At 60.9% G+C, this 22,311-nt stretch carries 21 protein-coding genes; 12 read left to right on the forward strand and 9 right to left on the reverse strand.

The window, feature by feature from the left end:
• The first annotated feature begins 43 nt into the window (after window positions 1–43).
• Together cyaY and rsmA are read left to right on the forward strand one after the other, a co-directional pair.
• On the forward strand, window positions 44–367 hold the full coding sequence (gene cyaY, locus JNO51_RS16620; protein WP_215779530.1) for an iron donor protein CyaY: 324 nt from the start codon (window positions 44–46) through the stop codon (window positions 365–367).
• 60 nt (window positions 368–427) lie between these two features.
• Window positions 428–1,201 carry a 16S rRNA (adenine(1518)-N(6)/adenine(1519)-N(6))-dimethyltransferase RsmA gene (rsmA, locus tag JNO51_RS16625; RefSeq protein ID WP_215779532.1) on the forward strand — a complete coding sequence of 258 codons (774 nt, stop codon included), beginning with the start codon at window positions 428–430 and terminating at the stop codon, window positions 1,199–1,201.
• Window positions 1,202–1,252: 51 nt separating this feature from the next.
• Here rsmA and JNO51_RS16630 read toward each other — a convergent pair whose 3' ends face one another.
• Window positions 1,253–2,287: a type IV pilus twitching motility protein PilT gene (locus JNO51_RS16630; RefSeq protein ID WP_215779534.1), complete on the reverse strand. Its 1,035-nt coding sequence runs from the start codon at window positions 2,285–2,287 to the stop codon at window positions 1,253–1,255.
• Window positions 2,288–2,353: 66 nt separating this feature from the next.
• Here JNO51_RS16630 and JNO51_RS16635 point away from each other — a divergent pair, with 66 nt between their 5' ends.
• From JNO51_RS16635 to aroG, 6 genes are all read left to right on the forward strand, one after another.
• Window positions 2,354–3,064, forward strand: a complete 711-nt coding sequence (locus tag JNO51_RS16635) for a YggS family pyridoxal phosphate-dependent enzyme (protein ID WP_215779537.1) — start codon at window positions 2,354–2,356, stop codon at window positions 3,062–3,064.
• Between the two features lie 4 nt (window positions 3,065–3,068).
• Window positions 3,069–3,872 carry a pyrroline-5-carboxylate reductase gene (proC, locus tag JNO51_RS16640; protein ID WP_215779539.1) on the forward strand — a complete coding sequence of 268 codons (804 nt, stop codon included), beginning with the start codon at window positions 3,069–3,071 and terminating at the stop codon, window positions 3,870–3,872.
• A 1-nt stretch (window position 3,873) separates the two neighbouring features.
• Window positions 3,874–4,455: a YggT family protein gene (locus JNO51_RS16645; protein WP_215779541.1), complete on the forward strand. Its 582-nt coding sequence runs from the start codon at window positions 3,874–3,876 to the stop codon at window positions 4,453–4,455.
• A 67-nt stretch (window positions 4,456–4,522) separates the two neighbouring features.
• Window positions 4,523–4,834 carry a c-type cytochrome gene (locus JNO51_RS16650; protein WP_338620037.1) on the forward strand — a complete coding sequence of 104 codons (312 nt, stop codon included), beginning with the start codon at window positions 4,523–4,525 and terminating at the stop codon, window positions 4,832–4,834.
• Between the two features lie 204 nt (window positions 4,835–5,038).
• Window positions 5,039–5,449 (forward strand): RNA polymerase-binding protein DksA, encoded by a 411-nt coding sequence (gene dksA, locus JNO51_RS16655; RefSeq protein ID WP_215779543.1) that lies wholly within the window; start codon window positions 5,039–5,041, stop codon window positions 5,447–5,449.
• Between the two features lie 152 nt (window positions 5,450–5,601).
• Complete coding sequence (aroG, locus tag JNO51_RS16660) at window positions 5,602–6,660, forward strand: 3-deoxy-7-phosphoheptulonate synthase AroG (protein ID WP_215779545.1); 1,059 nt, start codon at window positions 5,602–5,604, stop codon at window positions 6,658–6,660.
• 74 nt (window positions 6,661–6,734) lie between these two features.
• On the opposite strand, the gene fba is transcribed toward aroG, so the two are convergent.
• The 6 genes from fba to JNO51_RS16690 all read right to left on the reverse strand — a co-directional run bounded on the left by fba (window position 6,735) and on the right by JNO51_RS16690 (window position 13,631).
• Window positions 6,735–7,799, reverse strand: a complete 1,065-nt coding sequence (fba, locus tag JNO51_RS16665) for a class II fructose-bisphosphate aldolase (RefSeq protein WP_215779547.1) — start codon at window positions 7,797–7,799, stop codon at window positions 6,735–6,737.
• Window positions 7,800–7,859: 60 nt separating this feature from the next.
• Window positions 7,860–8,483: a LysE family translocator gene (locus JNO51_RS16670; RefSeq protein WP_215779549.1), complete on the reverse strand. Its 624-nt coding sequence runs from the start codon at window positions 8,481–8,483 to the stop codon at window positions 7,860–7,862.
• 31 nt (window positions 8,484–8,514) lie between these two features.
• On the reverse strand, window positions 8,515–9,693 hold the full coding sequence (locus tag JNO51_RS16675; protein WP_215779551.1) for a phosphoglycerate kinase: 1,179 nt from the start codon (window positions 9,691–9,693) through the stop codon (window positions 8,515–8,517).
• Between the two features lie 94 nt (window positions 9,694–9,787).
• Window positions 9,788–10,798, reverse strand: coding sequence for a type I glyceraldehyde-3-phosphate dehydrogenase (gap, locus tag JNO51_RS16680; RefSeq protein WP_215779553.1), 1,011 nt, complete (start codon window positions 10,796–10,798; stop codon window positions 9,788–9,790).
• A gap of 110 nt (window positions 10,799–10,908) precedes the next feature.
• On the reverse strand, window positions 10,909–12,897 hold the full coding sequence (tkt, locus tag JNO51_RS16685; RefSeq protein WP_215779555.1) for a transketolase: 1,989 nt from the start codon (window positions 12,895–12,897) through the stop codon (window positions 10,909–10,911).
• A 269-nt stretch (window positions 12,898–13,166) separates the two neighbouring features.
• The gene (locus JNO51_RS16690) at window positions 13,167–13,631 is read right to left on the reverse strand and encodes a GNAT family N-acetyltransferase (protein WP_215779557.1); all 465 of its coding nucleotides are present in this window, start codon (window positions 13,629–13,631) and stop codon (window positions 13,167–13,169) included.
• Window positions 13,632–13,688: 57 nt separating this feature from the next.
• Here JNO51_RS16690 and parC point away from each other — a divergent pair, with 57 nt between their 5' ends.
• Entirely contained in the window at window positions 13,689–16,058 is a 2,370-nt protein-coding gene (gene parC / locus JNO51_RS16695) for a DNA topoisomerase IV subunit A (RefSeq protein WP_215779559.1), read from the forward strand.
• 61 nt (window positions 16,059–16,119) lie between these two features.
• Here the strand turns inward: parC and JNO51_RS16700 are convergent, their stop codons facing one another.
• Together JNO51_RS16700 and pdxH are read right to left on the reverse strand one after the other, a co-directional pair.
• Window positions 16,120–17,583: a M4 family metallopeptidase gene (locus JNO51_RS16700; protein ID WP_215779561.1), complete on the reverse strand. Its 1,464-nt coding sequence runs from the start codon at window positions 17,581–17,583 to the stop codon at window positions 16,120–16,122.
• 192 nt (window positions 17,584–17,775) lie between these two features.
• Window positions 17,776–18,417 (reverse strand): pyridoxamine 5'-phosphate oxidase, encoded by a 642-nt coding sequence (gene pdxH / locus JNO51_RS16705; RefSeq protein WP_215779563.1) that lies wholly within the window; start codon window positions 18,415–18,417, stop codon window positions 17,776–17,778.
• A 250-nt stretch (window positions 18,418–18,667) separates the two neighbouring features.
• Between pdxH and JNO51_RS16710 the strand changes: the two genes are divergently transcribed.
• From JNO51_RS16710 to prfA, 3 genes are all read left to right on the forward strand, one after another.
• Window positions 18,668–19,849: a NupC/NupG family nucleoside CNT transporter gene (locus JNO51_RS16710; protein WP_215779567.1), complete on the forward strand. Its 1,182-nt coding sequence runs from the start codon at window positions 18,668–18,670 to the stop codon at window positions 19,847–19,849.
• Window positions 19,850–19,958: 109 nt separating this feature from the next.
• Entirely contained in the window at window positions 19,959–21,209 is a 1,251-nt protein-coding gene (gene hemA / locus JNO51_RS16715; protein WP_215779569.1) for a glutamyl-tRNA reductase, read from the forward strand.
• Window positions 21,209–22,285, forward strand: coding sequence for a peptide chain release factor 1 (prfA, locus tag JNO51_RS16720; protein ID WP_215779572.1), 1,077 nt, complete (start codon window positions 21,209–21,211; stop codon window positions 22,283–22,285). Before hemA ends, prfA begins: the two co-directional genes overlap by 1 nt.
• Window positions 22,286–22,311 lie beyond the last annotated feature (26 nt).

Raw genomic sequence — 22,311 nt, forward strand, 5'->3', positions numbered from 1 at the left:
ACTAACAAAGCTCTATGTTGCTGAGCATGACCAAGGAAGAAAAATGACTGAAAGCGAATTTCTCGATCTGACCGATTCACTGCTTGATTCGCTCCAGACCGCGCTGGATGAAAGTGCACTTGATCTTGATTATGAACTTAACGGCGGTGTGCTGGAAATCGAATTCGAATCGGGAGAAAAGATGATCGTCAACCGTCATCTGCCGAATCGGGAAATCTGGCTGGCGGCCAAAAGCGGTGGTTTCCATTTCAGCCTGACGGATGACGGTCGATGGATCAATACCCGTGATGGTTCGGAGCTGGGTGAATCGCTGTCGGCTCTGGTGAGCAAGTCGGCTGGCGCAACATTCAGATGGCAGGCGGCGTGAACGGATTCTGCCTGATGGACGGTTAGCAGTTAAAATGGCGGCTCATCTGATCGAGATACCATGAATCAACATATTCCCCGCAAGCGTTTCGGGCAGAACTTCCTGCAGGATTCGCGCATTATTGAAAGCATTGTCGATGCCGTCAATCCGGCAGCTGACGACAGTGTGATTGAAATCGGTCCGGGTCTGGGCGCCATTACCCAGCCCCTGCTGAATCGCCTGAACAAATTGCATGTGGTCGAGATCGACCGAGACATCATCAGCCGACTGCAACAGCAATTTCCGGCCGACAAGCTGGTGATTCATGCCGGCGATGCCCTGGCATTCGATTTCGCTTCCATCCCCGGGCAATTGAAAATTGTCGGCAACCTGCCCTACAACATTTCGACCCCGCTGCTGTTCCACCTGGCCTCTTATGGCGACCGGGTGATCGACATGCATTTCATGCTGCAGAAAGAGGTGGTGGACCGCATGGTGGCCGAGCCTTCCTGCGCCGACTACGGCCGACTGAGTGTGATGCTGCAGTATCGTTTCGAAATGGAAAGCCTGATCGACGTCCCGCCGGAATCGTTCTGGCCGCCGCCCAAGGTGGATTCGGCCGTGGTTCGCATGATGCCGGCTCCGGGTCGCTGTGGCCTGGCCAAGGATGAAACCTTGCTGGAGAAGTTGGTCAGTCAAGCATTTGCCCAGCGTCGCAAAACCTTGCGCAACAATCTCAAGGGCCTGCTGAGCGACGAGGATTTTGCCGCTGCGGGTGTGGACCCGACCTTGCGTCCGGAGAACATTCGCGTCGAACAGTATGTGGTGATGGCGAATCTGCTGGCTGCGCGGTAAAGCAGCGAATCGTCCTGAAACCGGCTGTTTCACGTGAAACAGCCGGTTTTTTCATGTGGTTGACCATGCAGGCTGCACCTCGCCGACTTCCTGGCGGTCGAGAACATGCTGCGCAATCAATGAGTCAATGCATTGCTGCAGGGTGTGCATGCCCTGATGCCTGCCGGTCTGCAGAATCGATGTCAGCTGATCGAGGCGGTTTTCCCGGATGATGTGTCGAACAGCGGCCGTGGCTTGCAGGACTTCATGCGCCAGAATCCGGCTCTGACCGGCTGAATGGGGGAAAAGATGCTGCGCCAGGATGGCATGCAGGCACTGCGCCAGTTGCAGGCGGATGGCGGGCTGAGCCTCGGCCGGCATGATGCCGCACAGTCTGGCGACGGCATCGGCGCAACTGCGGGTATGCAGGGTCGACAGGACCAGATGACCGGTCTCTGCGGCCTGCAGTACCAGTTGCAGGGTGTCGGCATCACGAATCTCGCCCACCATGATGATATCCGGATCTTCGCGCAGTGCACTGCGCAGCAAGGGAGCGAACCCTCCCTGCCCGTGCAGGACTTCGCGCTGGGTGACCAGGGCCGTGCGACTGGGGTGGTGAAATTCGATCGGGTCTTCCAGGGTGAGGATATGGCAGGCACGCTGCAGATTGATTTCATGCAATATCGCCGCCAGTGTGGTGCTTTTACCGCTGCCGGTGGCACCACACACCAGAATCAACCCGCTGGTCAGCGTCAGCCAGTGCGCCACGGCATCAGGCAGCCCCAGCGTGGCCAGTGCCGGTGGTGACGCTGGCAGCAGCCGGATGGCTGCGGACAGCCCTTGTTGCTGCCAGTACAGATGAACTCTGGCCTGCACGCCGGCCAGCTCCAGCCGCAGATCACAGGCCTGATGTTGATGCAGGGTGTGTCGCTGTGAGCGGCTGAGCAGCCCCTCGAACAGGACTGGCAGGCTGGTGGCAGACAGGGCTTCGCCTGCCAGCCGCTGCAATCGGCCATGGATGCGCAGGATGGGGGGCTCGCCCGGTGAGAGATGCAGATCGGATGCCTGCCGGGCGGAGCAAAGCTTAAGGAGTGCCGCCAATTGCATTTATAATCTCCTGGCCGGCTACCTTCCGGATGGTTTGCCGGCCGTTCAACAACCACAGGAATTGCGATGTCCCAATCTGTCAGCATGGCGCTGGACCACGTCCGCCAGCAAATTCGCACGGCTGAGTCACAGGCGGACCGGCCGGCCGGTTCGGTACGGCTGATCGCGGTAAGCAAGACGTTTCCCGCGGATGCCATTCGTGAAGCGGTGGCCGCCGGTCAGCAGGCTTTCGGTGAGAATTACGTGCAGGAGTTTGCGGGCAAGGCCGCCGAACTGACGGCATTGGGGATCGAGTGGCATTTTATTGGCCCGATTCAGTCCAACAAGACCCGTATCGTGGCAGAATATGCTCATTGGGTGCATTCGGTCGACCGGATCAAGATTGCCGAGCGGCTTTCCGCTCAACGCCCTGCCGGGATGCCGCCACTGAACGTGTGTCTGCAGGTGAATGTGTCCGGAGAGGACAGTAAGAGCGGCTGCGCACCGGCGGATTTGCCCGGGCTGGCGCAACAGGTTGCGACCCTGCCGAATCTGCGCCTGCGCGGCCTGATGTGCATTCCCGAACCGACGCCGGACAGCGATCTGCTGGCAGCGCGTTTTCGTACCCTGCGCAGCCTGCGCGACGAACTGAACGGCCGGGGCCTGGCGCTGGAAGAATTATCGATGGGCATGTCGTCGGACATGGTGCTTGCAGTTCAGCAAGGTGCCACCATGGTAAGGGTGGGCACCGCCATTTTCGGCGCACGTGATTACAGCCACAGACAGATCGGAAACTGAATCCATGCAGATTACTTTCATCGGCGGCGGCAATATGGCCGCCGCCATCATCGCCGGTCTCAGCCAACAGCCGGGACATCATATCCGGGTGCTGGATCGCAATCAGGACAAGCTGGATCGCCTGGCTGCCCAGTACGGCACAGAAGGCTTGCGCGACTTGCCGGCCACCTTTGATACGCAGGATGTGGTGGTGCTGGCCGTCAAGCCGCAGCAGCTGAAAGCGCTGTGCCGGGAGCTGGCGCCGCGCCTGGGCGGCGCGCTGGTCATTTCCATTGCCGCCGGTATTCGCAGCGAAGCGCTGGCACGATGGATGTCGAATGCCAGACTGGTTCGCGTCATGCCCAACACGCCTTCCATGGTGGGCAAGGGGGTTTCCGGTCTGTATGCCGCACCCTCGGTGTCGGCTGCCGACCGCGAGGCGGCGGCCACCGTCATGGCTGCTGTGGGTCAGGTGGTCTGGCTGGCGCAGGAAAGCGGTATCGATGACATCACCTGCGTCAGCGGCAGTGGCCCGGCCTATGTGTTCTATTTCATCGAGTCAATGATGCAGGCGGCACGCCAGGCGGGCTTCGATGAAAGCAGTGCCCGCAATCTGGTACTGGCTACGTTCGACGGTGCCATCGAGCTGGCCCGTCAGTCGCCCCTGCCCATCGACCAGTTGCGCAGCAATGTGACGTCTAAGGGGGGTACCACCGAACGGGCCATCGCCCGCTTCGAGCAGGAGGGGGTCAAGGCGGCCATTGTCGCCGGTGCCATGGATTGTCGCGCCCGTTCCATCGAAATGGGCCAACAGCTGAGTCAGGACTAACATGATCTTCGAAACGCTGCAGTTTTTGATCAAAACCCTATCCGACCTGTTTGTGCTGGTGTTGTTGCTGCGCTTCTACCTGCAGGTGGCTCACGCACCTTTCCGGCATCCCCTGTGTCAGTTCTCCATGGCGGTCACCAACTTCCTGGTCTTGCCGATGCGTCGGCTGGTACCCAGCTACCGCAGCTATGACATTGCTACCCTGCTGGCTGCCTGGGTCGTCGGTCTGATTGCCAATGGCCTGCTGCTGGCACTCAACCCCCTGCCCTATAATTTTGCCGCCCCGCAGACCCTGCTGGCGCTGGCACTGCTGACCGTACTGTATCTTTTCAAACAGTCTCTGTTCCTGCTCATGGGCGCCGTGATCGTGCAGGCCGTGATGAGCTGGATCAACCCCTACAACCCGCTGGCGCCGATCCTCGATTCGCTCACCCGCCCCTATCTGCGGCCTTTCCGCCGTGCCGTGGTGGGCGGGGTGGATCTGTCGCCGATCATCTTGTTCCTGATCATCCAGGTGATTCTGATGTTGCCGGTCAGACTGCTGGAGAATGGTTTGTTGATGCAACTCAAGATTCTTGTCTAGCATTTATGGTTATTTGTCATATTCTGCGGATAGATTTGATTGTGCAAACCAAAAAGGGAGAGAACAGATGTTGAAAAAAATTCTGTTGGCAACGGTCGTCAGCGGTGTGATGGCTGCACCGGCGATGGCTGATATCGTTCCGATGGCGCAAAAAGACGGCTGCTTCGCCTGTCATGCGATTGACCACAAACTGGTTGGTCCGGCCTGGAAAGATGTTGCCAAGAAGTACAAGGGCGACAAGGGTGCCGAAGCCAAGCTGGTCGCCAAGGTCAAGGCCGGTGGTGTAGGCGTCTGGGGCCAGGTCCCGATGCCGCCGAACAGCCAGGTCAGCGACGCGGACATCAAGACCCTGGTCAAGGGTATCCTGGCACTGAAATAAGCCAGTTGCTGGGCAAGAAGAAAACGGAAGGCGGCCATGGCCGCCTTTCTTTTGATGAAAAACCTTGTAGCCGAAGCGGAATCACGCTATACAAGTTCTCAGCAGCAGGAATGTTACAGGGCTTTGGCAAGATAGTTGCACAAAGCCGGAGCTGTAGGTAATCTTCTCCGCCTGTCTGCCAACTCTATGCTGGAAGCACCAATTATGGCCAAGCTGACCGAACAGGATATTCTCAACTGGGACGGCGACGATTACATGAACGCCGACCATCTTGAGTTCTTCAAAGACCGTTTGTTGCAGATGCAGCAAGAATTGCTGATCAACGCCAGCGCAACGGCGAACCATCTGCAGGAGCAGGAGGCCACCCCTGACCCGGCAGATCGTGCCACGCTGGAAGAAGAGTACGCGCTGGAGCTGCGCACCCGGGATCGCGAGCGCAAGCTGCTGCAAAAGATCCAGGCGTCGCTGCGTCAAATCGAGGACGGGTCCTACGGCTTCTGTGAAGATACCGGCGAACCGATCGGCCTCAAGCGTCTGATTGCCCGTCCGACCGCAACCTTGTCTGTCGAGGCCCAGGAACGCCGGGAGCGCATGAAGCGCCAATACGCTGACTGATCAGCCCCATGCTGCATCCCGAAACGCCACCCTCGCGGTGGCGTTTTTGTTTTTGCACTGCCGCATCGGGCAGGGAAAAGGCTTGTCCTGATTATTCAAAAAAGGGTATCTTGCTGTAAATCGATATAAAAAACAGAGACCAAGGGATTGCCATGCAACACCAGACAGACGATGTACGCATCCGGGAGATTAAAGAGCTGTTGCCACCGATTGCGCATTTGTACGAGCTGCCGATCAGCGACATGGTATCCGAGCTGATCTTCAATACCCGTCGCGAGATTGCCGACATTCTGCGCGGTGAGGACGATCGTCTGCTGGTCGTGGTCGGCCCCTGCTCGATCCACGATATCGAGGCGGCAGAAGACTATGCCCGCCGTCTGCTCACCCTGCGCAAGGCCTATGAGCGCGAGCTGGTGATCGTGATGCGGGTCTACTTCGAGAAGCCGCGCACGACGGTGGGCTGGAAGGGCATGATCAATGATCCGCACCTGGACGAGTCTTACGACATCAACGCCGGCTTGCGCCTGGCTCGCCGCCTGCTGCTCGATCTGAACCAGATGGGCATGCCGGCTGCGACGGAATTCCTCGACATGATCACGCCGCAGTACTTTGCCGATCTGATTTCCTGGGGTGCCATCGGTGCCCGTACGACAGAGTCCCAGGTGCACCGCGAGCTGGCCTCGGGCCTGTCCTGTCCGGTCGGCTTCAAAAACGGCACGGACGGCAATCTGCGCATTGCCATCGATGCCATCCGTGCGGCCAATCAGCCGCACCATTTCCTGTCTGTCACCAAGACTGGCCATTCCGCCATTGTCTCGACCGGTGGCAATCCCGATTGCCACGTGATCCTGCGCGGGGGCAAAGAGCCGAACTACAGCGCCGAGCACGTCAAGGCAGCGGCCTCCGAACTGGGCGCAGTCGGCCTGACGCCCAAGCTGATGGTCGACTTCAGTCACGCCAACAGCCGCAAGGATTACCGTCGCCAGATGGAGGTGGCGCAGGATGTGGCGGCCCAGATGGCCGCCGGCGACCAGCACATCTTCGGCGTGATGGTCGAGAGCCATCTGGTCGAGGGGCGTCAGGATCTGAAGCCCGGTTGCGCACTGCAATATGGTCAGAGCATCACCGATGGCTGCATCGGTTGGGAAGATAGTGAAAAGCTGCTGGCCCTGCTGGCCGAGGCCGTGCAGCAGCGTCGCAGCAAGCGCTGAGTCTCTCCCCCGGCAAAAGAAAACGGCAGCGCTCCAGAGAGGCTGCCGTTTTGCATTGACCCGGGACGAAGGGCTTACTTGATGATCTGCGACAGTTCGCCCTTGGCATAGCGAGTGGCCATGCTGTCGAGGCTGATGGCCTTGATCTTGCTGGCCTGGCCGGCGGAGCCGAAGGCCTCGTAGCGCGCGATACAGATGTCGCGCATGGCCTTGATGGTCTCGGCCAGATACTTGCGCGGGTCAAATTCGGCCGGATGCGTCGCCAAGAAACGGCGGATGGCACCGGTACTGGCCAGACGCAGGTCGGTGTCGATATTCACCTTGCGCACGCCATGCTTGATGCCCTCGACGATCTCTTCCACCGGTACGCCATAGGTTTCCGGAATCTCGCCGCCATACTGATTGATGATGGCCAGCCAGTCCTGCGGTACCGAGGAGGAGCCGTGCATCACCAGGTGGGTGTTGGGAATGCGCGCATGGATTTCCTTGATGCGGTCGATACGCAGCACATCGCCGGTCGGCTTGCGGCTGAACTTGTAGGCACCATGGCTGGTACCGATGGCGATAGCCAGCGCATCGACGCCGGTATCGCGCACGAAGCGGGCGGCTTCTTCCGGATCGGTCAGCAGCTGGCTGTGATCCAGCGTGCCTTCGGCGCCGACACCATCTTCTTCACCGGCCTTGCCGGTTTCCAGCGAACCCAGGCAGCCGATCTCGCCTTCTACCGACACGCCGCAGGCGTGGGAGAAGTTGACCACGGTACGGGTCACTTCAACGTTGTAGTCGTAATCGGCCGGGGTCTTGCCATCGCTCTTGAGCGAGCCATCCATCATCACCGAGCTGAAACCCAGCTGGATCGAGCGCTGGCAGATGTCCGGGCTGGTGCCGTGATCCTGGTGCATCACGACCGGGATATGCGGAAACTCTTCCACGGCCGCCAGAATCATGTGACGCAGGAAAGGTGCGCCTGCGTATTTGCGTGCACCGGCCGAGGCCTGCACGATCACCGGTGCGTCGACCTTGTCGGCGGCTTCCATGATGGCGCGCATCTGTTCCAGGTTATTGACGTTGAACGCCGGCAAGCCGTAACCGTATTCGGCCGCATGATCCAGCAGTTGACGCATCGAAACGAGTGCCATGAATTTCTCCCTCAGGGCGCAGATGGTTATCACGCCGGCCGCGTGGCCGGCGAAGCTTCTTCAGTGGTGTGAAACACCGGTCAAAATGATGCCGGCACAAACGAATGCCCCGCCCGACAGGCGGTTGACCAGACGAATGTGCCGCGCCGATTGCAGCCAGCCCGACAGACGGGCACCGCCACTGGCGTAGACAAACTGCCAGCCGGCTTCAATCAGATAAAACGAGGCAGTCAGGATCAGCAACTGCGGCAATTGGGCACGTTGCGAATTCATGAACTGCGGAAACAACGCCGTGAAAAAAATCACCGCCTTCGGATTGCTCAGGGCCACCAGAAAGCCATGGCGGAAGCGCTGCAGGGCATTGAGCGTCTGATTGTCGCGTCGTTCGGATGGCGTCACGGGCGCCGCCCGCCAGGTGCGGATGCCCAGATAGACCAGATAGGCTGCCCCCAGCCAGGTGATGGCGGTGAACAGTCTGGGCGAGGTACTGAGCAAGGCCCCCAGCCCGGCTGCCGAGACCAGGATATAGAGCAACAAGCCGGCCATCAGGCCAAGACAGGTGATGAAGGTCGCCCTGACCCCGTAATGAATGCCATGGGTCATGGCCAGCAGCATGTTGGGGCCGGGCGTGGCAGACACGAAAAAGGTGGTGGTGACGAACAGCAGCCAGATGTTGAGCGTCATGATGTCAGCCACCCCTTTTCTTCATACACGATCAACCGCGAGCGCGTTGTTCCAGAATGGCAACAGCCGGCAGTTCCTTGCCTTCAAGGAATTCCAGGAAGGCGCCGCCACCGGTGGAGATATAGCTGATGCGGTCGGTGATGCCGAACTGGGCAATCGCCGCCAGGGTGTCTCCACCGCCGGCGATCGAGAACGCGTCAGCATCGGCGATTGCCTGCGCCAGCGTGCGCGTGCCATGGCTGAAGGCTTCAAACTCAAACACACCGACCGGGCCGTTCCAGACCACGGTGCCGGCCTTGGCAATCAGCTTGCCCAGCTCGGCGGCCGAATCCGGGCCGATATCCAGGATCATGTCGTCAGCGCTGACATCCTTGATGTTCTTCAGCGTGGCCGGTGCCGATGCCGAGAACTCGGTCGCGCACACCACATCGCTCGGCAGCGGCACATTGCCACCGCGGGCGCGGATCTTGGCGATCACGGTACGGGCCTGATCGACCAGATCCGGTTCGCACAGCGACTTGCCGATATTGTGGCCTTCTGCCAGCAGGAAGGTATTGGCAATGCCGCCACCGACGATCAGTTGATCGACCTTGTCGGCCAGCGCTTCGAGGATCGTCAGCTTGGTCGAGACCTTGGAGCCGGCCACGATGGCCACCAGCGGATGGGCCGGGTGTTCCAGGGCCTTGCCCAGGGCATCCAGCTCGGCCGACAGCAGCAGGCCGGCGCAGGCCACCGGCGCCGCCGCGGCAACGGCATGTGTCGAGGCCTCGGCACGGTGAGCGGTACCGAAGGCATCATTGACGAAAATGTCGCACAGGGCGGCATAGGCGCGGCCCAGGTCGGCATTGTTCTTTTTCTCGCCCTTGTTCAGGCGTACGTTCTCCAGCATGACCACTTCGCCAGCCGCGACGCTGACGCCGGTCTGCCAGTCGGCCACCAGTCGTACCGGACGGCCCAGCAGTTCGGACAGACGTACGGCCACCGGTGCCAGGCTGTCTTCCGGCTTGGGCTCGCCTTCCGTCGGCCGGCCGAGGTGGGTCATCAGCAGCACGCCGGCCCCCTGGCCCAATGCATGCTCGATGGAAGGCAGGGAGGCACGGATGCGGGTATCGTCGCCGAGTACGCCATCCTTGACCGGTACGTTCATGTCTACGCGGATCAGCACGCGCTTGCCGTGCAGATCCAGATCAGTCAGTTTCTTGAATTCCATTTTTCAGTCCTGGTTGTTCAGATGAGACAAACGTCTTTGCGCCCCGCCAGATCCGGACCTGCCGAGACAGATCCGGTCATCGAGCTACATAGGCTCAGGCGGCAAACATGGCGCGCGCGGTATTCAGCATTTGACAGCTGAAACCCCACTCATTGTCGTACCAAGCGAGGACTTTCACCATATTTCCGTGAGTGACCTTGGTCAGTGTGGCATCAAAGGTCGACGGCTCGGTGGTGTGGTTGAAGTCCATGGAGACCAGCGGCAGGGTGTTGTAACCCAGAACCCCCTTCATCGAACCTTCCGCCGCGGCTCGCACCACGGCATTGACTTCGTCCTTGCTGGTCTTGCGGGCCGACTCAAAAGTCAGGTCGATCAGCGAGACATTGATGGTTGGTACGCGAACCGAGAAGCCGTCCAGGCGACCTGCCAGTTCCGGCAACACCAGGCCCACGGCCTTGGCGGCGCCGGTCTTGGTCGGGATCATGTTCTGGACTGCCGAGCGGGCGCGACGCAGGTCCTTGTGACGGACGTCGGTCAGTACCTGGTCATTGGTAAAGGCGTGGATGGTGGTCATCAGCCCCTTGACGATGCCGATCTCGTCGTGAAGCGCCTTGGCGACCGGCGCCAGGCAGTTGGTGGTGCAGGAAGCATTCGACACGACCGTCATCTCGGGCCTGAGCACGGCATGGTTGACGCCATACACCACGGTGGCGTCGACATCGTCCCCGCCCGGTGCGGAAATCAGCACTTTTTTGGCACCGGCCTGCAGGTGAGCCTGGCACTTGGCCTTGCTGGTAAATGACCCGGTACATTCCATCACCAGATCGACATTCAGTTCCTTCCAGGGCAGCAGCGACGGATCGCGCGTGCTGAAAAACGGAATCGCCTTGCCATTGATCAGCAGGTGATGTTCGTCATGGCCGATGTCGGCCGGGAAGCGTCCGTGAACCGTATCAAATTTGGTGATGTGCGCGTTGGTGGCAAGGTCTCCGCTGGCATTGACGGCTACAACCTCGAATTCCTTGTCAAGGTCGTATTCGTAGATGGCGCGCAGTACCTGACGGCCGATACGGCCGTAGCCATTGATCGCGATACGGATGGTCATTTCTTTTAATCTCCCGGAAGTGCAGTGAAGGCTCCCTCAACAGAGCCCTCAGGTTTCACGTGAAACCTGGTGTAAAAAAGCCGCCCGGTCAGGGGCGGCTTGCAGACAACTTATTGCTCGATCAACGACAGGGTCTTGGCGACCACGTTGTCGACAGTGAAGCCGAACAGTTTGAACAGCTCGCCGGCCGGCGCCGATTCGCCGAAGCGGTCGATGCCGATCACGTCGCCTTCCAGGCCGACATACTGGCGCCAGAAGCTGCTGACACCGGCTTCGATGGCCAGGCGCGGTACGCCGGCGGGCAGCACCGAGGCGCGGTAGGCCTTGTCCTGCTGGTCGAAGGCATTGGTGCACGGCATGGAGACCACGCGAACCGCCACGCCCTGGCTCGCCAGCTGCTCGGCTGCCTTGAGCGCCAGTTCGACTTCCGAACCGGTCGCCAGCAGAACGGCGCGCGGGCTGGCGGCATCGCGAATCACATAGCCGCCGCGCTTGATGTTGTCGATGGTGGCCTGATCGCGGGCAACGAAAGGCAGGTTCTGACGGCTGAAGATCAGGCAGCTCGGATGATCCTTGGCCGACAGTGCCTCGGCCCACGCCACCATGGACTCGACGGTGTCGCAAGGACGCCATACGGCCATGTTCGGGATCATGCGCAGGGTCGAGATCTGTTCTACCGGCTGGTGGGTCGGGCCATCTTCGCCCAGACCGATCGAATCGTGGGTAAACACGAATACCGGATTGATCTTCATCAGCGCGGCCATGCGCAGCGCATTGCGCGCATATTCGCTGAACATCAGGAAGGTAGCGCCGAACGGCTTCAGACCACCATGCAGCGTCATGCCGTTCATGATGGCGGCCATGCCGAACTCGCGCACGCCATAGTGGAGATAGTTGGCGGCACCTTCCCCGGTGAACGACTTGGCTGCCGGCCAGTTGGTCAGATTCGACGGCGTCAGGTCAGCCGAACCACCGACCAGCTCCGGCAGCGCTTCGGCCAGGGCGGCGATGGCATTCTGCGAGGCCTTGCGGGTGGCGATGGTCTCTGCCTTGGCATTGGCCTGCTCGATCTTGGCGGCGACATGGTCGGTCCAGCCTGCCGGCAGCTCGCGCTGCATGCGGCGTTCGAATTCGGCGGCCTCCTGCGGGAAGGCGGCGCGATAGGCGGCAAAGCGCTGATCCCACTCGGCCACACGGGCCTTGCCGGCTTCTTCCGCGTTCCAGGCCGCGCGGATGTCGGCCGGGATCTCGAACGGCGCGTGCGGCCACTTGAGGTACTCGCGGGCGGCGCTGATTTCTGCGGCACCCAGCGGTGCGCCATGCACATCGTGGCCACCCTGCTTGTTCGGTGCGCCAAAGCCGATCTTGGTCTTGCAGCAGATCAGGGTCGGGCGGTCCGATTTCTTGGCGGTATCGATGGCAATGGCGATTTCCTTCGGGTCATGGCCATTGACGTTGGGGATGACCTGCCAGCCGTAGGCAGCGAAGCGCCCCGGGGTGTCGTCGGTGAACCAGCCGTCGACGTCGCCGTCAATCGAGATGCCATTATCGTCGTAGAAGGCGATCAGCTTGTTCAGACCCCAGGTGCCGGCCAGCGAGCAGGCTTCGTGCGAAATGCCTTCCATCAGGCAGCCGTCGCCGAGGAAGACCCAGGTGTGGTGGTCGACAATGGTATGGCCCGGGCGGTTGAACTCGGCGGCCAGCATTTTTTCTGCCAGCGCCATGCCGACTGCATTGCAGATGCCCTGGCCCAGCGGGCCGGTGGTGGTCTCGACGCCTTCGGCATAGCCATACTCCGGGTGACCCGGGGTTTTGGCATGCAGCTGGCGGAAGTTCTTCAGGTCGTCGATCGAGAGGCGGTAACCGGTGAGATGCAGCAGGCTGTACAGCAGCATCGAGCCGTGGCCGTTGGACAGCACGAAACGATCGCGGTTGGCCCACAGCGGTTGGGTCGGGCTGTGTTTCAGGTGGTCGCGCCACAGGACTTCGGCGATATCGGCCATGCCCATCGGCATGCCGGGGTGGCCGGATTTAGCTTTTTCCACCGCGTCCATGGCAAGGAAACGGATGGCATTGGCGAGCTCGGTTCTGGAGACCATGCGGAAGAAACCTCGAGACTGTGAAGAACGTGAACAAAGACCGGCTCCAGGGAGCCAACCATTGAAAAATCATGCAATTATCGCCGATTTTACCCTGATCAGGCAACCGGCAGGCTGGGGAAAGCCGAGAAAACCGCGCTGCCATGCCGGTGTGCTAAAGGGCTTGGCGGCGCGGGTGCAGAGGGGAAAATGCGCTACGATATTGTCATGTAGTTGAAAAATTACAGGCTTTTGGATTGTCTTTACGTGAAGATACTGCGGCGGCGAGCTCAGTGTACGGCCCGCGTCATGTCGCAATGCATGATGCCGCCGTCGTCATAAGGCGCGGAAGCCACGACGAACCCAAAGGACTCATAAAATGCCAGCGCCGAAACCTGGGCCGACAGCTTTTGCATCACCGTCGGAAAACGCTGTTCAGCCTGGCGCAGGGATTCGGCCAGCAACTGGCGCCCCACGCCCTGTCCGCGCAGGGACGGGTCGACCACCACCCGGGTGATGGCCACGGCGTGTTCATATTTATCGCCCGGTGCCAGCAGGCGGGCATAGGCCAGCAGCTGTCCCCTGGCATCGTGACCACAGACATGCCAGGCCGGCTGGTCGAGATTATCGAGGTCACCGTAGATCGACTGCTGCTCCAGCACGAATACCTGATCGCGCAGCCGCAACATCGCGTACAGCCCCTCCAGGGAAAAATCGTTGAAGCGGTGACATTGCCAATTCAGTAAGCTTGCCATGTACAATCCTGCTCTTAAGAATGTTTACCGTTGGCCACATGATTGCGACCAAGCCCAATGAATAACCAAGATCATTTGAGCGGCGACCTGTTCGATACTGCCACTGCAGAAGGCACGCCGCCAGCCCCTCCCCCTCCTGCCGAACCGCCAGCCCAGAGCGGGGATGACTGGATTGCCCTCGATCTCTACGCCGAGCGCGCCTATCTGGAATACGCGATGAGCGTGGTCAAGGGCCGTGCCCTGCCCGAAGTGGCCGATGGCCAGAAGCCGGTGCAGCGCCGCATCCTGTACGCCATGCGCGACATGGGGCTGACTGCCGGTGCCAAGCCGGTCAAGTCGGCGCGCGTGGTCGGTGAAATCCTCGGCAAATACCATCCCCATGGTGACAGCTCGGCCTACGAGGCGCTGGTCCGCATGGCGCAGGACTTCACCCTGCGCTATCCGCTGATCGACGGCCAGGGCAACTTCGGCAGCCGCGATGGCGACGGTGCCGCCGCCATGCGTTATACCGAGGCTCGCCTGACCCCCTTTGCCGACTTGCTGTTGTCGGAAATCGACATGGGGACGGTGGATTTTGTCCCCAACTACGATGGTGCCTTCGAAGAACCCGCCCTGCTGCCGGCCCGTCTGCCGATGCTGCTGCTCAACGGCGCCTCCGGCATTGCCGTCGGCCTGGCCACCGAAATTCCGCCGCACAACCTGAGCGAAGTTGCCCAGGCGGCCGCTGCCCTGCTGGAAAACCCCGAGCTGAGCACCAGCGAACTGATGCAGTATGTGCCGGGGCCGGACTTTCCGGGCGGCGGTCAGATCATTACCCCCAGCGAGGACATCCTGACCGCCTATGAGAGTGGGCGTGGTTCGGTGCGCGTACGCGCCCGCTGGGAGGTCGAACGACTGGCCCGCGGCCAATGGCGCATCATCGTGTCGGAACTGCCGCCAGGCAGTTCGGCGCAGAAAGTGCTGGCCGAGATCGAAGAGGCCACTAACCCCAAGCCGCGCCCGGGCAAGAAGGCGCTGACGCAGGAGCAGCAAAATCTCAAGAGTCTGATGCTGTCAATGCTCGACCGCGTGCGCGACGAATCGGACAGCAACCAGCCGGTGCGGCTGGTGTTCGAGCCCAAGTCGAGCCGGCAGGATCCGGAAGAATTCGTGCAGATGCTGCTGGCGCAGACCAGCCTGGAAGGCAATGCCTCGCTCAACCTGGTGATGATCGGCCTGGACGGCCGTCCAGGCCAGAAGGGGCTCAAGGCCATCCTGCAGGACTGGCTGGCCTTCCGCAGTGAAACCGTCACCCGCCGGCTGGCTCACCGCCTGGCCCAGGTGGAAAAGCGCATCCATATCCTCGAAGGCCGGATGATCGCCTTCATCCACATCGATGAAGTGATCCGCGTCATTCGCGAGTCGGATGAACCCAAGCCGGACCTGATCAAGGCCTTCGGCCTCTCCGAAGCCCAGGCCGAGGACATCCTGGAAATCCGCCTGCGCCAATTGGCCCGACTGGAAGGCTTCAAGCTGGAAAAGGAACTGTCCGAACTGCGCGAAGAGCGCGAAGGACTGCGTCACCTGCTGGATACGCCGGATGCCAAACGTCAGCTGATCATCGACGAAATCCGCGCCGATGCGGCCAGGTATGGCGATGCCCGTCGTACCGAGATCAAGGCGGCACAACGCGCCGTGTTGACCCAGACGGTGGCCGACGAGCCGATTACCGTCATCCTGTCGCAGAAGGGCTGGCTGCGCGCCCGCGTCGGCCACAACCTCGATCTGTCGACCCTGGCCTTCAAGGACGGCGATGCCCTGCACACCGTGCTGGAGACAAGGACGGTATGGCCAATTGTTGTTCTGGACAACCTTGGCCGGGCCTATACCGTCAGTGCTGCCGATGTGCCTACCGGTCGTGGCGATGGCGTGCCGGTGGCCTCGCTCATTGATCTCCAGGACAACGGCAAACCCAGCCATATGCTGTCGGCGGCCGAAAATGCCCGTTACGTGGTCGCCAGTTCCTCCGGCTATGGCTTTATCGCCACCCTGGCCGACATGGCGGGTCGGGTGAAGGCCGGCAAGGCCTTCATCACCCTGGAGCAGGGGGATGACGTGCTGGCTCCGGTCCGGGTACCGACGGACATTGCCCAGGTCGATCTGCAACTGGTGGCGGCCGCCGACAATGGCCGCCTGCTGGCCTTCAGTGCCGGTGAATTGCGTGATCTGGCCAAGGGACGCGGCCTGATGCTGATGCAGCTGGATGAAGGCGAACGCTTGACAGCCATCGGTCTGGCACGAGGTGACAGGGTACAGCTCTCGGTGCTGTCCGTGCGGGGCAAGGCCGGCGAGGAAAAGGTGGCGCTGGCCGAATATCTGGGCCGACGCGCCAAGCGCGGCAAGTTGCTGCCCAAGAAGTGGAACATTCTGGCCATCAGCGATGCCTGAGCACGGCGTCCGGCCATGAGCCTGCCATCATCCGGCAAGTCGAAAGGCTTGCCGGATTTTTTTAGCCGCGTGCCTGGGTGCAGCTCACCCCTACTTCGGCAAATGCGGACGTGACGGCCTGCTGATCATAGCCGCGTTCGCTGGCCGCACGAATCACCCCGCAAGACGCCTGGTTGTAGTCACTATTGGGGTTCCAGTAGAGCCGGTTGGCATCGGCGAAGACTTCGAAGCCACGGCGCACCGTCCAGCCCTTGCTTTGCACCAGCAGATAGAACGCCCGGTTGAAGACGCCGCTGCTTTCATGCGGGTCCATGCCTTCACGGAAATCCTCGGCCTTCTCGATCGATTGCCCGTCTGCGGCAGGGTGATCCATGAAGCGCAGCGGTTTCTTGCCCTTGGTGATGTCCATGCCGATCAGCCAGCTGTTGCTGCCCTTGACGAAATACTCGGTAGCCGCCCCGGCGATGTCCGAAAACGCCTCGTTGATGCCGCCGGACTGTCCCTCGTAAACCAGCCCTGAATTCTGTTCGGTAAAGCCATGGCTGATCTCGTGGCCGGTGACATCGGCCGAGACCAGGGGGAACAGCTCGCGGCCACCATCGCCGAAATTCATGCTGCTGCCATCCCAGAAGGCGTTTTCATAGCGTTTGCCGTAATGCACATGCAGATATAGCGGCCCTTTCAGCGGATCCAGTCCCAGCCAGCTCCGGTACATCTTCACCACGGCATTGCCGAAGTAGTAGGCATCATTGATCGGACCGTAACTGCCATTGATCTGGCGATCGGCCGTATTACGCGGGCAGGTGAAGTGAAACGGGGTCTGCAGGCTGGTGTTCTCGGTGTTCTGCAGATCAATGGCCTTGACCGTGCCGTTATCCATATTGCAATCATCGCTGACCGGCAGATAGCCATAGCGCTGGCCGAACTCATACTTGCCGGTCTTACGATTGCCGCCGGGGCCCGTGGCATCCAGATGGGTCAGGCCATTCCATTGTTTGAGCACGCTGCCACTGTGAGCATCGATGATGAAATACGGACGGCTCGGCTTGCTGGCCGGGATGAAGTACGACACCAGATACACCAACTGGGCGTTCTGGTGCCGGTCCAGCCGGACCAGCAACTGGGCACTTTCATTGATCACCGGCTGTCCAGCCGCCTGCATGGCACGGGCTTGCGCCAGTACCTGACTGGCCGACAGGGTCGGCTTTACCGAGGGCAGCTCTTCGTTCAGACCTGTCACGGCCTGTCCGTCAAATCGGTTGCTGGAACCAACCATTTGCGGCTGGCGCACCCCGATGACCGCCTGACCCCACACCGGAACCCCTTGATAATATTGCTGATAGCGGGTGACGACCTTGCCGCCCGGCAGCGACTGGCTGCGTACCGGCTGAAAATCCGCCGGCAAGTTCTGGGCAGGACGAACCCCCTGGCGCAGCAGCGTCTGGATATCCACCAGCCGGGCAGCCAGCGCCGGCTGCAGCATGCTGGACAAGGACAGGGCAATACAAACCGACATTTTCTTCATTACGGTCTCCGCTAGCGATAGCCCCGGAACCAGCCGCTCGAATCGCGACGGGTCAAATCGGGGTGGACTGGTACACGACCGGCGGTCGTGCAGGCCTACTATCTAGCGGGATGAAGTGACAGCCTGACAGCTGTCCGATGGGCGGGAATGGGGAACTACCCGCCAGCCCGGAAGGACAGGCGGGCGGCAAGATCAGGGCGCCAGGCGTACCTTCTGCCAGTTGCCATCTGCCTGCAGGGTATACAGCACACGATCATGCAGGCGGCTTGGCCGGCCCTGCCAGAACTCGATGCGATCAGGAATGACCGCATAGCCCCCCCAGTGCGGAGGGCGCGGCACCTTGAAGGGATAGCGCACGCCAAACATGGCGGCACGTTTCACCAGCTCGGCCTTGGACGGGATTTCCGTGCTCTGCTCGGATGCCCAGGCGCCGAGACGGCTGGTATACGGGCGACTGGCAAAATACTCGTCCGAAACCTCGCCAGGCAGCGGTCTGGCCTGACCCTCAATACGGACCTGACGTTCCAGCTCCGGCCAGAAAAAGGTCAGCGACACAAAGGGGTTGCCGGCAATCTGCTGACCCTTGCGACTAAGATAGTTGGTATAGAACAGAAACTGTCCGGCTTCCACGCCCTTGAGCAGCACGATGCGGGCACTCGGGCGGCCATCGCCATCCACCGAGGCAACATGCATGGCGGTTGGTTCCGGCACTTCGGCACTGATCGCTTCGTTGAGCCAGACTTCAAACTGAGCCACGGCATCCGGCAGGCATTCCTCCGGCGATAATTCCTTTTTGCTGTAATCCAGGCGGATGTCAGCGAGCTTGAGCGACATGTCAAATCCTCCTGCCCGTATCTTACCGCCGGAACGATGCCGGATGCGACAAACTCGATGGCCGGCGTTGCGCTGGATCATGGCTCGCCAATGCCGTTTGCATGACCAGTAATGATGTGAAAACAGGGGTTTATCTTCGCGTCAAGACAAGGTAGCATAGCCGCTTTTTTTGCGCCGCCCGGACCTACCCCCTCGACCGGGTTCTGCTGTTCGCCTCGTGCCCTGATATCCGAAAGCCGTCACTAGAATCATGCATATTGTCCAGTTTCTCCTGGGTTTGCTGGTCGTCCTCGTCCTGACCCAGCTGGTTGCCCGCGACCGCAAAAACATCAAGATCCGTTATGTAGTGCAATTATTGCTGGCCGAAGTGGCCATTGCTTACGTGCTGTTGCATACCGATTATGGCCTTGCCGCCGTCGGAGGCATGGCCGAAACCTTCGACCAGTTGATGAACTTTGCCGGCGAGGGCACCCGCTTTGTCTTTGGCGGCCTGCTCAATCAGGGCGACTTCAGCTTCTTCCTGATGGTGCTGATGCCCATTGTCTATATCTCGGTACTCATCGGTATCCTGCAGCATCTGCGTGTCCTGCCCTGGGTTATCCGCGGCATTGGCCTGGTGCTGGCCAAGCTCAGCGGCATGGGCAAGATCGAATCCTTCAATGCCGTAGGCGCCATGATCGTCGGCCAGTCGGAAAACTTCATCGCCTACAAAAACATCATCGGCAGCTTCAGCGAAAAACGCATGTACACCCTGGCCGCCACGGCGATGTCCACGGTCTCGATGTCCATCGTCGGCTCCTACATGCAACTGATCGCGCCGCGCTTCGTGGTGACCGCACTGATCCTCAATCTGTTCAGCACCTTCATCATCCTGTCGCTGATCAACCCCTACGATGCCAGCGTAGATGAAGACAAGCTGATCACCAGCCATGTGGCGCGCATGTCGTTTTTCGAGATGCTGGGCGACTATATTCTGGCCGGCTTCAAGGTGGCGGTGATTGTCGGGGCCATGCTGATCGGCTTTATTGCCATCATTGCCACCGTCAACCATGTGTTCACCTGGTGCTTTGGCGTCGATTTCCAGCATGTGCTGGGCTATGTGTTCTATCCCCTGGCCTGGCTGATGGGCATTCCGGGGGGCGAGATTCTCCGTGCCAGCAGCATCATGGCCACCAAACTGGTCACCAACGAATTCGTGGCCATGATGGCGCTCAAGAAGGAGGCCGCCCAGTTGTCGCCCTATACCCTGGGGACACTGTCGGTATTCCTGGTCTCTTTCGCCAACTTCAGCTCGATCGGCATCATCGCCGGAGCCGTCAAAGGCCTGGATGAAGAGCGCGGGAATATGGTGTCGCGATTTGGTCTGAAACTGGTCTATGGCTCGACCCTGGTCAGCATTCTGTCGGCCATGGTCGCCGGGCTGGTGCTGTGAAGTGAACGGCACGCCGGCTAGGCGTGCCGATAGCCGTCGGGCTCTGACAGGACGAGTGATACAAGATCAGTTAAACTAACGCCTTTCATTCGCGGTCCGGCACGTTCGCATGCATCTCCTGGCCTTCGGTCTCAACCATCAAACCGCCCCGCTGGCAATCCGGGAAAAGCTGGCGTTTCCGGCAGATATCCTGCCGGAAGCCCTGCGGCTGCTGACGCAAAGCCAGGCCGCCAGCGAAGCGGCCATCGTCTCGACCTGTAATCGCACCGAAATCTACTGTGCGGCACCGGATCCGGCGGCGGCCATTGCCTGGCTGGCCCAGTTCCATCATCTGTCTCCGGCCGAAATCGAACCGTACCTGTACCGGCTCGATGCGGCCGACGTTGCCCGCCACGCCTTTCGCGTCGCCAGCGGCCTGGATTCGATGGTACTGGGGGAAACCCAGATCCTGGGGCAGCTTAAGGATGCCGTGCGGGTGGCCCAGCAGGCCGGTACCCTGGGGACCCAGCTCAATGCCCTGTTCCAGCAGGCGTTTTCCGTGGCCAAAGAGGTCCGCAGCAAAACGGCTGTCGGTGCCAGTTCGGTATCGATGGCTGCCGCCGGCGTGCGTCTGGCCGAGCAGATCTTCCCGGCCATCGGCGAGCTCAACCTGCTGTTCATCGGCGCTGGCGAAATGATCGAGCTGGTGGCAACTCACTTTGCTGCCCGCCAGCCTGCCGGCATTACCGTCGCCAACCGCACCCTGGAGCGCGGACGAGCCCTGGCGGCGCAGCTCAATGGCCAGGCCATCACCCTGGCCGAGCTGCATGAGCAGCTCGAACGCTTCGATGTGGTCGTGACCTCCACCGCCAGCCCGGTGCCCATTGTCGGCAAGGGCCTGGTGGAGCGAGCCATCAAGCGCCGGCGTCACCGGCCGATGTTCATGCTGGATCTGGCTGTGCCGCGCGACATCGAACCCGAAGTGGCCAGTCTGTCCGATGTCTTCCTCTATACCGTCGACGACATCGCCGAGGTGGTCGAGGTCGGTCGTGAGGCGCGACAGGTGGCCGCCGAACAGGCCGAGGGCATTATCGTGTCGCGTGTCGACGAGTTCGGCCAGTGGTTGCGCCAGCGGCAGAGTGTGCCGCTGATCCGCGCCCTGCGCGACGAAGGCGAACGGTTACGCCGCCATGCGCTCGAGGCTGCCCTGAAGCAGCTCGCCCGAGGCGAGTCACCCGAAAAAGTGCTGGAAGCCTTCTCGGTCCAGCTCACCAACAAATTGATGCATCCGCCGACCCAGGCACTGTCGCAGCGTGGCGAAGACCACGAGGCCATGCGCCAGGCTGTCGCGCGGATTTACCGCTTGCACCCGGAGTCCTGATGAAACCGTCGATCGCAGCCAAACTGTCGCAACTGGCCGACCGGCTTGAAGAAGTGACCCAGCTGCTGGGTCAGCCCAGTGTCACCAACGATATGGATCAATATCGCCGGCTGACGCGCGAGCATGCCGAACTGACCCCCGTGGTCGAGGCCTGGCAGGCCTGGCTGCAGTGCCAGACCGACATTGCCACCGCCGAAGACATGTTGTCCGATCCGGACATGAAAGCGTTTGCCCAGGCCGAAATCGACGCCGCGCGCGAGCGCATGGACCAGCTGGACATCGACCTGCAAAAGCTGCTGTTGCCGAAAGACCCGAACGACGAACGCAACATCTATCTGGAAATCCGTGCCGGAACCGGCGGTGACGAAGCGGCGCTGTTCGCCGGCGACCTGCTGCGCATGTATACCCGCTATGCAGAACGCAACCGCTGGCAGGTGGAGATTGTGTCCGCTTCCGAGTCCGATCTGGGGGGGTACAAGGAAGTCATTGCCCGCATCATCGGTGCCGGTGCCTATTCGCGCCTGAAATTCGAGTCGGGCGGACATCGCGTGCAACGCGTTCCCGTCACCGAGACCCAGGGCCGCATCCATACCTCGGCCTGCACCGTGGCGGTGATGCCGGAAGCCGATGAAGTGGCTGAAGTCGAGATCAATCCGGCCGATATCCGGGTCGATACCTTCCGCGCATCCGGCGCCGGTGGTCAGCACATCAACAAGACGGACTCGGCGGTGCGCATTACCCACCTGCCGACCGGCATCGTGGTCGAATGCCAGGATGACCGCTCTCAGCACAAGAACAAGGCCCGTGCCTTGTCGGTGCTGGCCGCCCGCATCATGGATGCGCGCATGCGTGAGGCACAGGCGAAAGAAGCCGCCACGCGCAAGAGCCTGGTCGGCTCCGGGGATCGCAGCGAGCGCATTCGTACCTATAATTTCCCGCAGGGGCGCATCACCGACCACCGCATCAACCTGACCCTGTACAAGCTGGAATATGTCATGGATGGCGATCTGGGCGATCTGACCGACGCCCTGACGGCTGAACATCAGGCCGAACTGCTGGCCGCCATGTCCGAATGAACCGGGCCCCGCCACGGGGCACAAGC

This window comes from Paludibacterium sp. B53371 (genome assembly GCF_018802765.1).
Lineage (GTDB): Bacteria > Pseudomonadota > Gammaproteobacteria > Burkholderiales > Chromobacteriaceae > Paludibacterium.